10 protein-coding genes are annotated in these 13,061 nt (G+C 58.5%); 6 read left to right on the forward strand and 4 right to left on the reverse strand.

Features of this window, described 5'->3' with window-relative positions; genetic code table 11:
• Positions 1–24 precede the first annotated feature (24 nt).
• Positions 25–1,527: a glycogen synthase GlgA gene (gene glgA, locus ETAA8_RS12610; RefSeq protein WP_145088448.1), complete on the reverse strand. Its 1,503-nt coding sequence runs from the start codon at positions 1,525–1,527 to the stop codon at positions 25–27.
• A 374-nt stretch (positions 1,528–1,901) separates the two neighbouring features.
• On the opposite strand from glgA, the gene ETAA8_RS12615 reads away from it, so the two are divergent.
• The 4 genes from ETAA8_RS12615 (at position 1,902) to ETAA8_RS12630 (ending at position 6,747) form a co-directional block, all read left to right on the forward strand.
• Entirely contained in the window at positions 1,902–2,462 is a 561-nt protein-coding gene (locus tag ETAA8_RS12615; protein WP_238397746.1) for an RNA polymerase sigma factor, read from the forward strand.
• Positions 2,452–3,012 (forward strand): hypothetical protein, encoded by a 561-nt coding sequence (locus ETAA8_RS12620; RefSeq protein WP_145088450.1) that lies wholly within the window; start codon positions 2,452–2,454, stop codon positions 3,010–3,012. Before ETAA8_RS12615 ends, ETAA8_RS12620 begins: the two co-directional genes overlap by 11 nt.
• A 56-nt stretch (positions 3,013–3,068) precedes the next feature.
• Positions 3,069–4,421 carry a S1C family serine protease gene (locus tag ETAA8_RS12625; protein WP_145088452.1) on the forward strand — a complete coding sequence of 451 codons (1,353 nt, stop codon included), beginning with the start codon at positions 3,069–3,071 and terminating at the stop codon, positions 4,419–4,421.
• Positions 4,422–4,569: 148 nt separating this feature from the next.
• Positions 4,570–6,747, forward strand: a complete 2,178-nt coding sequence (locus ETAA8_RS12630; protein ID WP_145088454.1) for a vWA domain-containing protein — start codon at positions 4,570–4,572, stop codon at positions 6,745–6,747.
• A 558-nt stretch (positions 6,748–7,305) separates the two neighbouring features.
• Here ETAA8_RS12630 and ETAA8_RS12635 read toward each other — a convergent pair.
• On the reverse strand, positions 7,306–9,951 hold the full coding sequence (locus ETAA8_RS12635) for a RecQ family ATP-dependent DNA helicase (protein ID WP_145088456.1): 2,646 nt from the start codon (positions 9,949–9,951) through the stop codon (positions 7,306–7,308).
• A 116-nt stretch (positions 9,952–10,067) separates the two neighbouring features.
• Here ETAA8_RS12635 and ETAA8_RS12640 point away from each other — a divergent pair, with 116 nt between their 5' ends.
• A complete protein-coding gene (locus tag ETAA8_RS12640; protein ID WP_202921791.1) occupies positions 10,068–10,856 on the forward strand; it encodes a peroxiredoxin family protein in 789 nt (262 codons plus the stop codon).
• A 101-nt stretch (positions 10,857–10,957) separates the two neighbouring features.
• Here the strand turns inward: ETAA8_RS12640 and ETAA8_RS12645 are convergent, their stop codons facing one another.
• Positions 10,958–11,221, reverse strand: coding sequence for a hypothetical protein (locus ETAA8_RS12645; RefSeq protein WP_145088460.1), 264 nt, complete (start codon positions 11,219–11,221; stop codon positions 10,958–10,960).
• A 315-nt stretch (positions 11,222–11,536) separates the two neighbouring features.
• Here ETAA8_RS12645 and bcp point away from each other — a divergent pair, with 315 nt between their 5' ends.
• Positions 11,537–12,019, forward strand: coding sequence for a thioredoxin-dependent thiol peroxidase (gene bcp / locus ETAA8_RS12650; RefSeq protein ID WP_145088462.1), 483 nt, complete (start codon positions 11,537–11,539; stop codon positions 12,017–12,019).
• 138 nt (positions 12,020–12,157) lie between these two features.
• Here the strand turns inward: bcp and ETAA8_RS12655 are convergent, their stop codons facing one another.
• Positions 12,158–12,643 carry a PA2169 family four-helix-bundle protein gene (locus ETAA8_RS12655; protein WP_145088464.1) on the reverse strand — a complete coding sequence of 162 codons (486 nt, stop codon included), beginning with the start codon at positions 12,641–12,643 and terminating at the stop codon, positions 12,158–12,160.
• Positions 12,644–13,061 lie beyond the last annotated feature (418 nt).

A 13,061-nucleotide genomic window follows, 5' to 3' on the forward strand; every position in this document is an offset into this window, starting at 1 on the left:
AAAGCGGTCTCGCTGGCCCGCTGCTTACAGCATCGCCTGCAGTCGTTCGTAGGCTTCGAGGCGCCGCTCGTGTACGTCTTGATAGAGTTCGACGTATTCGAGCGCGCTCTTGCGCCACGACCAATCCTGCTTCATGCCGGTTTCGACAATCTGCTGCCACTTCTCGGGCTGATGATGATAGGCATTGAGCGCCCGGCCGAGCGCAACTTCCATATCATGCGTGGAGTAATTGTCGAACGAGAACCCTGTGGCTCGCTGCTGCCAGAGGTTTTCGTCGTTGGCATCGGCGACGGTGTCTTTCAGGCCGCCCGTGGCTCGCACCACGGGAACGGTGCCGTACTTCAAGCTGTAAAGCTGATTGAGTCCGCACGGTTCGTACCGGCTGGGCATCAGAAAGATGTCACTACCGGCTTCGATGCGGTGCGACATTCCTTCATTGAAGTCGAGACGCAGGCCAACGCGGTGTGGATATTCGCGGGCGAGTTGCGCGAGGATGTCGTGGTACTGCATCTCGCCAGTACCCAGGATCGCCCATTGCACGTCGACTTCGCGGACCCAGCGGCGCATCAGATCGGTAACCAGGTCCCAGCCCTTTTGTTCCGAGAGGCGACCCACGAGACCAATGACCGGCGTGCGCGGCGAGACCGGCAAACCGAGTTCGGCTTGCAGCGCCGACTTGCAGGCTGCTTTGCCCGATTGCCAATTCGAGACGTCGTATTTGTACGGCAGGTGCGTGTCGTGCGCTGGGTCCCACTCGGCGTAATGCACGCCGTTGACGATGCCGCACAGCACGTCGGCCCGCGATTGCAGCACCCCTTCGAGTCCACAGCCTAGTGGATCGGTTTGAATTTCCTGGGCATACGTCGGGCTGACGGTGTTCAAGCCATCGGCGAACGTCAGGCCCGTCTTCAGCAGGTTCAGCTTGCCGTAGAACTCCATCTGATGCCAGTTGAAGTACTTCCAGTCGAGCCCGGTCAGCAACATGTCCCAATGCCAGAAAATGCCCTGATAGGCCAGGTTGTGAATGGTCAGCAGCGAGCCGATGGTTTCGTAGCCGTGGCAGTGGGCATATTCAATGTGCAGATACGCGGGAATCAGGCAGGTCTGCCAGTCGTGGCAGTGAATCACTTCGACGTCCAATTTGAGGATGCGGATGGCTTCGAGCGCAGCGCGGCAGAAAAAGGCAAAGCGTTCGCAGTTGTCTTTAAAGTCTTCGCCCTTATGGCGATAAAGTTCGGGGCGGTCGAAGTAGTCGTCTTGTTCGATGAAGAAGATCGGCACTTCAGAGTTTGGCAGGGTGCTGCGAAGCAGGCGGCCCCGGACGATCTTGTTGCCAATCGGCACATCGAACTTGATGTTGAGGGGCTCAATCCCCGGATGCCCTTTGGTTTGGCGATAGGCGGGCATCATCACGGCGACGTTGTGCCCGAGCTTGTTGAGCTCGATGGGGAGAGACCCGCAGACATCGGCCAGCCCGCCCGTTTTGGCATAGGGGGTGACTTCGCTGCTGACAAAAAGAATGTTCACCGTCGGCTCCCCAATCGATGCTGCCCCAACCATTCCGGCTTCTCTGCTGGCGACCTGCGGTCGATCCATCGGGGCGCGATGCAGAAAGTTTATAGCTTAAGCCTAGCAAACTGGCCAGCGCAGCAGGGCTTACAAATCGCCCAATTTCGCTGTTTGCTGCTTGTTGAAAGGATTCTGCGGGCTGTTCAGGGGTGTGAATGTTTGGTGAACACGCGGGATGGGGTGGTTTCGGTTGAACTTCGCCCCAGGTGCGGGGCACTAAGCGTTGTGGACGAAGTGGTCGGAGACCGCACGAAAGTCGCTTTGCGCCCAGTTGTTTGTTAGAATCCAAGCTGCTCGATCCCTAATTTTAGGCGGAAAGGATTGGTTGAAGCGTGGCTATCGACCTGCAAGAGACCGCCCGGCAGCATTTCGACCGGATTCACCGGGCAGCGCTCGTTTTGAGCGGCAACCCCTGGGATGCCGACGACCTGGCTCAAGAGACCTTTCTCGTTCTTTCCCGGCAGTCTGGCAGTTTTGAAGGCCGCAGCAGCTTGTACACGTGGCTGTACGGCATTCTGCTCAATCTCGAACGGCGGGAACGCCGGCGAATTGGGATGCGGCGCAAGAAGCTGCAGGTGCTGTGGGATTCAGAACCCACCGAAGAGCGCTCTTCCCCCGGTGCCGATGCGCCGGCCGAAGTGAGCGAATGGAAAAACAGTTTGTGGGCCCGAGTGGCTCAGTTGCCCGACGGTCAGCGGCAGTCGCTGGTGCTGCGCTTCAGTGAAGGCCTGCGGTACGAAGAGATCGCCGAGATCCTGGCTTGCCCGCTAGGCACGGTCAAGTCGCGCATCTTTCATGGCCTGGCCGCCCTGCGCAAGATTCTGGAATTAGAAGGGGAAGACGCCCGGCAGTTGCCTGCGTTCCCCACCGAGGACCTCTCTCATGTCATTTAAGTTCATTCCTGCTGACGACTTGCCCGACGAAGAACTGGCGGTTGAAGAGTGCGCCGGCGATTTCACCGGTGACGAACTCCCCGCAGATTTTGCCGCGCTGGGCGAACAGTTGCAGGCCGATGCATTTCGACTCGGGAGCGTTTATCCCGCCTGTCGTCCGCCGCTGGAATTGATCGAAGCTTTGGCTCCGCGGCCGCAACGTCCTCACTGGGCACGCTGGCTCGTCGGCAGTTCCGCAGCGGCCGCCATCTTGCTGGCCGTTGGTTTGATCGTCGCGATGAACGTCCCCCAGCAACCGGCAGTTACCTCAGCCCATTCAAACACGACAGCGCCAGAGGCTGTTCCAGCAGAGAGCATTGTCGCGGTCGTTCCCGCGCCAACACCTCCGGTCGTTAGTTTGCCGGTCGAGCCAACTCGTCCCGCGTTCCTTACTCCTTCGCGCCCGGTTTCGTATCGGCCTGCGGTTGTGGGTGTAAGTGGCCCTCAGTTAGAAGGGTTGCTCGATTTGTGGAATGAACAGCCGCAAGCTGGGGCCACGATTGCGTTTTAGTTTTCGGCAACCAGTTTCATCGTCACGCTGAGATTGCTCGGCTTCCCTGGTTTCGCATGGTTCGCTTGTCGCCTATCGCCGCCCTCCTCATCGCCTTGCCCGGCGCGATGTTGGCCAGTGCGCTAGTCGCTCGCGGGCAAGTTGCCAGCGCTCAGGTGAACGGCCCCCACGAGTGGAAGACCACTGCCGAGCGCTTGCAGCGAGGGATTGTCACTGTCCGAATTCGCCGGGCTGATGTGCCGCAGCCTCCAGCCGCCGACCAGCCCCTAGCAGATCAGTTGTCCGGCGAGCAGTCCGCGAAGAAAGCAGAAGCTTCGGTAACCATCTGTACTGGCTTCTGCGTCGCCCCCGGCAAGATCATCACCGCGACGCTGGCTGCGACGGACGATCGAATTCGCTTCACGCTGCCGGGTGGTTTGCAAAGTGATGCCCGCTTGCTGGTCGTCGACGAATACTCGGGCCTGTCTCTCCTCTCTTGCGAGCGCAAAGAACTCGATCCCCTGCCTCTTGCCGCCAATCAGCCCGACGTGGGCGAGTATGTGATGGCGGGCGCTGCCTGGGGTGTCGAGCGGCCGGTTGTCTCACTGGGCATTATTGGCGCGACAGAACGGACGCTGTCCGGCCTGTTGGTGCCGCCGCTGTTGCAATGCGACTTGCGAACCGTCGAAACGTCGAGTGGTTCGCCGCTGGCGAATCGCCAGGCGGAAGTGGTCGGCATTGTGATGGCCGTCGAAGAACCCGAAGCACGCCGCGGCTGGACGTATGCCATTCCCGCGACTCACATTCGCCGCCTGCTGCGCAGCGCCGATGCTGTGGTGACGAAGCCGGGCACAGAGAAATCTCCGAACGTCCTCATTCTTAAACGCCGCCGGCCAATTGTCGGTATGGTGCTCGAATCGAGCGATGAAGCAATCTTGGTTCAGCGATTGACGGCTGGTGGTCCGGCAGAAAAAGCGGGCCTCAAAATTGGCGACCGAATCCTGACTGCCGATGGCGTCGCGATTCGCAGCGTCTATCAAGCGGTGCTCCCCACGCTCTATAAACAGCCCGGCGATAGTGTGCGCTATCGCGTGCTGCGAGAAGAAGGCGAACGCGAGCTCGAAGTGATTCTCGGCGGCGGTGTCGAACTCCCCAAGCTCTCGCAAAACGATCTCGGCCAGTATATTCTGCCGCGCGTGGAAGTGGGCCGCGGTGCCGACGGTAATTACTTTGCCCAGTCGGGCCGCAGCGGCGTCCGCGAAGTCTTCTCCCCTCCCCTGCCCCAGGATGTTGAGCCCGCCGTTGCTCCCGTCCCCACCGCCGAGCAGAAGATCGACCTGCTGATGAAATCGCTAGAGCGGTACCAGGCCGTCATCGAGTTGCAGCAGAAAGAGATCCTCAAGCTGCGCGAAGAGATGAAGAAGAAGTAGCCTTAAAGTAGTCATCACCCTCCGCGTGATGACAACGCTGGGTAGGAATCTCGCTCTTTTGATTGATTTGAGCGATGCTTCGGCTTAGCATCAGACTCTCTGGTACTTCCGAGCCGGCGGTTCCAGCCCAGCTGCGAGGATCCTCCGCATGTCTATCGCCGACCTTGGCCCGCCACCGCCGGTGCCCGAGCAGTTGATCGGCGAACCGCCAGTCCTCGTGCCCCTTGTCGTCGAACCGTCGCAGCCGGAACCCGTCGACCGCCTGGTGAAGCGCAGTCTCCCTTGGATGGTGTCGCTGGTCATCAATCTTGCGCTGCTCGTGCTGCTCGCCTTGCTGTCGGTCACCGGCCTGCTCGATAAGTTGCAATCCGTCGAAATCATGGCCCTGTTCGACGCAGAGTCAGAAGTGGCTCCGCTCGAAATGGTTTCGATCGGTTCGGCCGGCACCGAAACATCGAGCATGAACTTCCAAACGGAAGCATCGCAAGAAGCGGAACCGAGCAGCCAAGCGCCAATCGAATTGAATCAAGAATTGCTGCCGACCACGCGCAAGTACGACTCTGCGTTGCTCGGCGACGGCGCGCTCGATTTGCCAGCCGCCCCCACGAACAAGTCCGGCCTCATGGGTTTGCCCACTTCCAGCGACCTATCGACGCTAGTTCCCACGACGACGGCCAAAGGCCCGGTCACCGAACGGGAACTGAAGGAGCGGACTTCGCTCACCGAAGTTGCCGGCGACCTGGGGCAGGAGATCAGCGATAAGTTGAGTGAAGACAACTTGCTTGTCGTTTGGCTGATGGATGCTTCGATCAGCCTGGTCGATAACCGCCTGGAGTTGGCCACTCACCTGGAACGGATGTATGCGGGGATTGAACACGATTTTTCGAATGCGAACGCCAAGGGGGCGAAAGGCCAGAAAAAGCGACTCTTGATGAACTCGGTCGTCGCGTTCGGCAACGGCGCGCAAGGAATCTCCGCACCGTATCGCATCCCTACCAAAGCGCTCACAGCCATGCGCAACATGCCCATCGACGTCACGGGGGCTGAAACGACTTGCCAGGCCATCATGTGGACTGCAATGCAGGCCCGCGAAGAGTGGAAGCCGCACCGCGGTCAGTTGATGATTGTTGTCTTCACCGATGAATCGGGGGACGACACGCTGCTGCTCGAACAAACGATTGAGGTTTGTCGCGTGAACAAAGCGACCGTTTCCATTATCGGCCCCTCGGCCGTGCTTGGTACCGACGAAGGCTTTCATCGCTGGAAGCATCCGCAGGTTCGTGAGCCGTTTTGGTTGCCAGTGGCGAAAGGGCCCGATTCGGCCATTCCCGAACGCTTGCGCCTGCCCTATTGGTGGAGTGCCGAGCGGCTCACCCAGCGTCTTAACATCCCACCGGCCGCGCAAGAATTTCCGACCGATCGGCTGATGGCCGTCGAATGGGCAGCCAAGTTGCCGGCCTGGGCGCAGGGGGCTGAAGTAAACCCGCGCGATTATTTCGTCGGCTCCTACTCGGGGCGCGAACTGATCAATTTGAATTCGGGCTTTCCTCCCTACGCGCTGATGCGATTGGCGCGGGAAACGGGGGGCACTTACACCATGTTCGACCGCCACGGCGACCGGGGGCCGTTTCGGTTGGAGTTCATGCGCAAGTATGCTCCCGACTACCGCTCGCTGCCGGAGATCATGGACGAGATGCGGTACCATCCGCTGCGACTGGCGATTGTGAATGCCGCCATGCTGACGCGCAAGTACGCGCCGCAAACACCACCGCAGACCAGCTTCATCGATCTCTACGATCCCGATAACTTTCGCCGGTATTGCGGCCGTCAGTTTCCCGAGTGTGATGCCAAGGCTGAATTGACGGCCAACCTGCTGGAAGAAGCCTTGATCCCGTTTGGCGAAGCGGGACTCGAAAAAGAGTACGAGCGCGAGCAGTTGCCACGTTGGCAAGCCTGGTACGACCTGGTGCTGGGTCGCCTGCTGCTGCAAAGCGTACGGCTGGCCGAGTATCGCATGATCTTGCGGATGCTTTCGACGCCGCAGGGCTTTCCCTATCCATCGAACTCCATCCAACTCTTCCCGCAAGAAGGTTTACGAACCGGAACGGCTAGTGCGCTGCGAATTCAAGAGGGGCGCCGACTGCTGCAGCGGTGCCTCGACAACAACCCGGGCACTCCGTGGGCCTTTCTCGCTGCGCGGGAACTCGAACATCCCGAAAGCCTCGATTTTCGCTGGCGGCTGATTCCCGTGCCGCCCCCATCACCCCCCGGCCCACCTCGCCGCCCTTCTCCACCGTCAGCCCCCATCGTGCTGCCGCGGCTGTAGCGCCATTGCGAATCGCGCGCCGCTAAAAATGTTTATTTGAATTCAAATCAGGGACCAGACTAGTCAATGCGCGCGCATCGAACTTGTTGGCGCTCCTTGAAAATCTGGTAGTACATGCGTAGATGTTGTGCGCAATTGTTGCGGTTGTCATCGACAAACGGTGAGCAGGTGTTCGGAATCATTATGGAAATTGAAAATCTAGCGATCCTGACTAATTTAAGGACTTAGGACGAGTGGCAATCGCCCAAACGGTTGTTGGTAAACCCTTTGCGACATTCAGGAAACTTCTCGTAAGAGTCGAAATAGTGGAAATTTCCTGATCCCAAGCCGGCCACGCGCAACGTAACTCTGCACTGCTGCAGCATGTTGCGCCGCATGACTTCGCTTGCAACTCCTGCCGGATTCAGGAAATTGAAGTTGGCAAGTTCCACGCTTGCGTAAGGAGTTATGGCGCGCCCGGTTGCCACAGTTGCTTGCACTTAAAGAGGTTTCGACTTAACGGAAACTTCGCGAAGTAAGTTGGATCGTGGAAATTTCCTGATCCGCGTTATCTGGAAATTATTCCAGCCAGTCGAGTTCGACTTGATAGCCGTCCTGGGCTGCGAGCTTGGCATGCTGGCGGAGTTGGGCGATGGTGAGGCCCCGAATCTGCGCAGCTTCAGCGAGCGTGAAGCCGGCGGCCAGAACGCGCCAGGTCCAGTAGTGCTCGGGTTGAGCGGCCTTCTGTCCGTTCGTCTGCTTGACTGGCGCGGTCGACTCCCGTTGGGCCGGCACCGAGTCGAACAAATCAGGCTTCCGCAGCACCCCGGGCGTGCTTGCCGTCGGCACTGGGGTGGGCCTCGGCGCGGGTTGCTGAATCGCGGGTGGTTTGACCATCGTCTCGGGTTCGTCGGTGCGAAAAATCTCCTCGAAACATGGTTCGTAACCATCGTCTGCGGACTCGGGCGAATAGCTAGGGACTGGCTCGCGCGGTTTACTTGTCGGAGGCATTTTCGGCGGTGTCGCTGGCGGCGCTTTTTGAGCGGCAGGCGGAACTGGGGCCGGCGCGGAACCGGTAACAAACGGCCCTGCTGCGGCGATTCGCTGTAGCAGCTCACGCTCGACCGGCAAGGTGTGCTGCAGCGGAACTTGCCCGCGCATCACGGCATCCCCTTCGTCACTCAGTTCGATGGTCGGCCGATTTCGTTCGAGCTCTGTTTGCTTGAGGAGTCGAATTTTGAGGAGCCCGTCGACAATGGCTGTCACTTCCGGTTGCTTGAGCCCTTCGAGCAGACCGAACGTGCTGAGCTTGGCGAGGCCGAACTGCTTGATTTCTTTGGACGTGGAGCCACAGAGCATGCGGACAAGCATCCCTTTGCCAAATCGCCCGCGACCATTCATGCGGGCCGCGCCGCTGAGAACAATGCGAACGGCTTCCACCACGTGCGGATGAAGGGCCATTGGCTTTTCGGTGGAGTTAGCCAGCAGCCCCACGCTCTTCACGCCGTGGCAGTTGTCGCACAGTCCGCAGTTGCCGGGGCTAGGATCACCGAAGTAATCGAGCACCGCGCGTTGCCGACAGTGGCGCGTTTCGGCATAGTCGATCATCCGGTCGAGCTTTTCATACTCGGCCCGTTTGCGCCGATCAAGCTCTGCGAAGTCGATGCCTAATTCACGGAACGGCTTGTCTCGCTCCAGCATGTGAATCGCGCGGCCACGGAATGGTGGCACATAGCTGAAGGCCTGCAACTTGTTGAGTTCCTTCAGCGCGCGGTTGACAGCGCTGACATCGAGCTCGGCCGCTTTGGCCACCGATTCGGCCCGCATGAAGACCCGCTCGCCGCGGACATCGCCCATGAATCGTTCGATGACTTGCAGCACTTTGCGTGGGTTCTTTGCGTCGCGTGAAAGCAAGTCGACGAGCGAGGGCAAATCGCTATCGATCCGCACCGCTCCTTGATTTTGCCGCGAGTCGAGCCGCTCCAGCGCGCCGCATTGTTCGAGCAGTTTTTCGCAGGCGCTGACACCTTCGCTCGAGATGGGCAAGTTCAGCGTTTCCTTGATTTCCTGTAGCGTTTGTTCGATGGGGTCGGAGTTTTGTTCGCGCAGGTAGTCGTAAACCTCCTCGACAATTTCCGGAGGGGGATAAGAACTGTCGATGAAGAACTCTTGGATTTTGCGATCGGCATAGCTGTACAGCAGCAAACATCGCGACCGTTCGCCATCGCGGCCGGCGCGGCCCGCTTCTTGATAGTAGGCCTCCAAGCTGCCTGGGATGTTGTAGTGAACGACGAACCGCAGATCGCGCTTGTCGATGCCCATGCCGAACGCGTTGGTGGCGACGATGATGTTCACGCGATCGGCCATGAACGCTTCTTGCACGCTCCGTCGTTCCTCGGGTTGCAGGCCAGCATGATAGAAGGCGACCTTCCGCTTGAGTCCGGCATCGCCCAGCATTTCGACCAACTCGCCACAGCGTTTGCGCGTGGCCGCGTAGATGATGCCGCTGCCGGGAGTCGCTGCGAGGAACTCCATCAGCTCTTGAAACTTGTCGGCCTGGCTATGGGCGGTCGTCACTTCGAAGTGCAGGTTGGTCCGCGCGAAGCCGGTGATAAAGACTTGCGGATCTTGCAGGTTGAGCTGCTGGACCACATCGCCGCGGACGATGGGTGTAGCCGTGGCGGTGAGGGCAATGGTCGGTGGACTGCCGATGCGTTGGCGGAGCAAACCGAGTCGCGCGTAATCGGGACGAAAGTCATGTCCCCACTCGCTGATGCAGTGAGCTTCGTCGACGGCGAGGAGGTCGATTTTCGTCGACCGCAGCTTTTCGACGAAGAGCGAATTCCGCAGTCGTTCGGGGGCGATGTAAACCAGCCGATATTCGCCCGCAGCCATCCGGTCCATGCGATCGCGCTGTTCAGGCAACGTCAGCGAACTGTTGATGAACGTGGCCGAGATGCCCAGCGATTGCAGGGCATCAACCTGGTCTTTCATCAGGGCGATCAGCGGAGAAACGACGAGTGTGAGTCCCGTGCGGGCAATGGCCGGCAGTTGATAGCACAAGCTCTTGCCGCCGCCCGTCGGCATGATGCAGAGGCAATCCTGGCGGGCCAGGACGGCACTAATGACGTCTCTTTGTCCGGGGCGAAACGCGCGCAGGCCGAAGGGGGCCAGGTGAATCGCCAACTGGTCCGTCGTTTCAAGATTCGAGTCCGCAACTTCCATGCACAGATTGTAGCGAGGACTACCCGGTGCGTGATGCGGGGCGGCAAGTCGGTATAATGATTGAGCGATCTCTACATTCCGTGTTTGCCTGCCGCTGCACTGATGGAGTGATTTTTATGGTCCAACCTGCCAAACCGAGTCCGACCAATTCCACCAAGGGGGCCGAGTCGCCGCTGATGAGGATCATCAAGGGGACCGTGGCGATTGCGGTGCTGGGATTCGTGGCCTGGTACATCTATCAGCAGATGTTTACGGAGCAGTGGCCGTTTGAAACCCCCGATCGGGTTCTAGCCACCAATGCTCACGAGATCTCGGCCGAGCAATTGCTGGGGCTGAAATTCACCAACGACCAAGGGGCGCCGGTGTCGCTGCGAGAATTGGTTGGCAAGAAGCACCAGGTGATTGTCTTCACGCGTGGCTCGTTGGCGTCGGTCTCGTATTGGAACAAAGGGAAGACGAAAGAAGGGCTGGTGAATGTTTGCCCTTATTGCACGTCGCAAGTCTCGGGTTTGGCCGCAGTGGCCGACCAATTTCACGAAGCAGGGGCAGAGGTGCTCGTGGTCTTTCCCGTCAGTAAGGCTGCGGAGGCCAAAGACGCCGAACCGATTCGCGCGATCAACACTCCCAATCAAGTTCCGGTGTTTCCCCTGTGGCTCGATCTCGATTTGAAGGCGGTCGACGCGCTGGCAATTCGCGCCCACTTGGCACGACCTTCGTCATTCATTCTCGATAAGGCTGGCCAACTCCGTTTTTCGTATGTTGGCAGCAATGCCGATCGACCCAGTGGCAACGAGTTGCTCCGGCAGGTGCGCGAATTGGGCAAGGAATTTCCTGTGGAGCCTGTGACTCCTGAGCCCGCACTGGAACCCAGTGGTGCAGCGCCAGAAGTGCCAGCCACGAAGTAGGATGTGTCGAGCGTTTACCAAAAAAATCAGACCCTGCTCTGTTCTGAGAGCAAGGTCTGTTCAATTCCGCTGGTTTTGCTCTCTCGTCATTAGGGAGGCAATTAGGGATTCACAGGTGCCGGTTCGGCGGGGACGTTCGGGTCGATGGGCTGGTTCTGGTAGCCATCATTTTGCATCTGGTAGTCACCCCCGTATTGCACGCCGCAGCCGCCGTTCGTGTAGCAACCACCGGCATTGCAGGGAGCAGTGTGGCAGCCACCACGATGATGCCGACCACCGCAGCGATGGCGTCGACCGGCTTCGGCTTCCACAACGCTCGTGAGGGCGAACAAACTGGTGAGACCGAGCAACAACAAACTTTTCATCAGACCAACTCCTTCCAAGTGCTAAACATTGCTGGCAAACTTTTTCCCAGCCCGTGGCCGGTGGTAAAGCAGATACGATGCCAAAAGCTACAACTGGCAAAGAGAAGTAAGATTCAGCCGCTTTCAGGTTGTTTAGGCTGAGTGTCAGCGGGGTTTTCCACTCCTCCGGGGCGCTGCAAAGTAACGTGAAGTTCTGCGCTGCTGATTTCAGACCGGCCGCGGTGAATTTTGAGAGCGCAAGTGAATGCGCAGTTGCCGCTCCTTTAGAATGTCGACGCGCACAATTAATCCACATCTGGAATGAGGTAACTGAAAATGGCTGATTGGCTTGAAGAAGGTGCGAAGGCACCGGCATTCACCTTGGCAGACGACAAGGGAAACAAAGTGAAGCTCTCGGACCTGAAGGGAACTCCTGTGGTCCTCTACTTCTATCCCGCCGACGATACCCCCGGCTGCACGCGTGAGGCCTGTGCTTTTCGCGACCGGAAGAGCGAGTTGGAAAAACTCGGTGCCAAGGTGCTGGGCATCAGCCCCGATGATGTTGCCAGTCACGGGAAATTTCGAGACAAATTCAACTTGAACTTTCCCTTGCTCGCCGATCCCGATCACGCCGTAGCAGAAAAATTCGGCGCCTGGCGCGAAAAGAACATGTACGGCAAGAAGTCGATGGGCATCGCCCGCTCGACCTTCCTGATCGATGGCAAGGGAGTCATTCGCAAGGTTTGGCGGGCGGTAAAAGTTGACGGGCACGACGCCAAAGTAATTGAGGCCGTGAAAGAGCTGACAGCAGTCAACTAGGGAAGAATTTGAAATTTCTTCGTCAAGAAAATCAGAACGGCAGCGCCTTCGATACCTGCCATATCGTTGACACTGCCGCCTGATTTCAGCATGAAGCTGATTTGAATGCTAGGCAACTGGGCACTAGCAGTTGTCTACCTATCGAGCCTTGCCCGGACGATGGTTTGAATCGCGGAGGGCCTTCACTTCGTCATGCGAACTCTGCACAGCCGTGAGGTGGCGGCGGAGCGTGTCGCAACACGGCTCCGAACCACCCATGTCTTTTAGGGCCTCTTCGTATTTGGCCTTGATCGTGTCTTCGCCCCGCTCAGCTTCGTCGAGGACGGCTTGCTCGCCCCCACCAAGTGCGGTGCGAAGGTCCATCCAAGTGCGATGAGCTGCCGCTGAGAAGCTGCCAGACTCGGTTGGCGCTTCGGCGTTGCTGGCGACCATAGTCTGCAATTCAGTGGCTTGTGAGTCACGTTGCTGTGCGAGTGAGCAGAAGCGGTTGGCGAGAGAAGGATTTTTTTCCTTCAGGTTTTCGGACGCTTCTTTGAATCCATCCCGACTGTCGATATTGATTTGAATCAGGCTCTGGAGCCAATCGATCGATTTCTGAGTGAGAGTTTGGGCAGACATGGCCATGATGAGGGCTCCTAAACGTGTTTCCTTAGCCGACAGCAGTTTTGCGTCGTAACGAAACTCACCTAAAGCAGCTTGCGTGCCACGCAACGCGACAACAGCCCATAAAAGAATTGCATTGACCGAAATCGTGCGAAAAGCCTACGCTAAAGCGGGATTCTTCTTAGAAACCGATTGGTCCCGGATTTTCTTGTAGGCATAGATCACCGCCGGTGAATGGACGACCGGCAACCAACACGAACAAAGATCGGCCAGCCGGTCATTCTCCGGGATTGCAGCGGACGGGCTAACCAGACAAGTGAAGAAACAATGAATCAACCGGCAATGTCGGAAATCTTACCGAGGCCCGGGCAATTCAGTTTGATTGCCCACTTCATCGTGGTGTTAGGTTGTTCGCTCGCGATTCCTGCCGCTCCGTGGC

It is taken from the genome of Anatilimnocola aggregata, from assembly GCF_007747655.1.
GTDB lineage: Bacteria > Planctomycetota > Planctomycetia > Pirellulales > Pirellulaceae > Anatilimnocola > Anatilimnocola aggregata.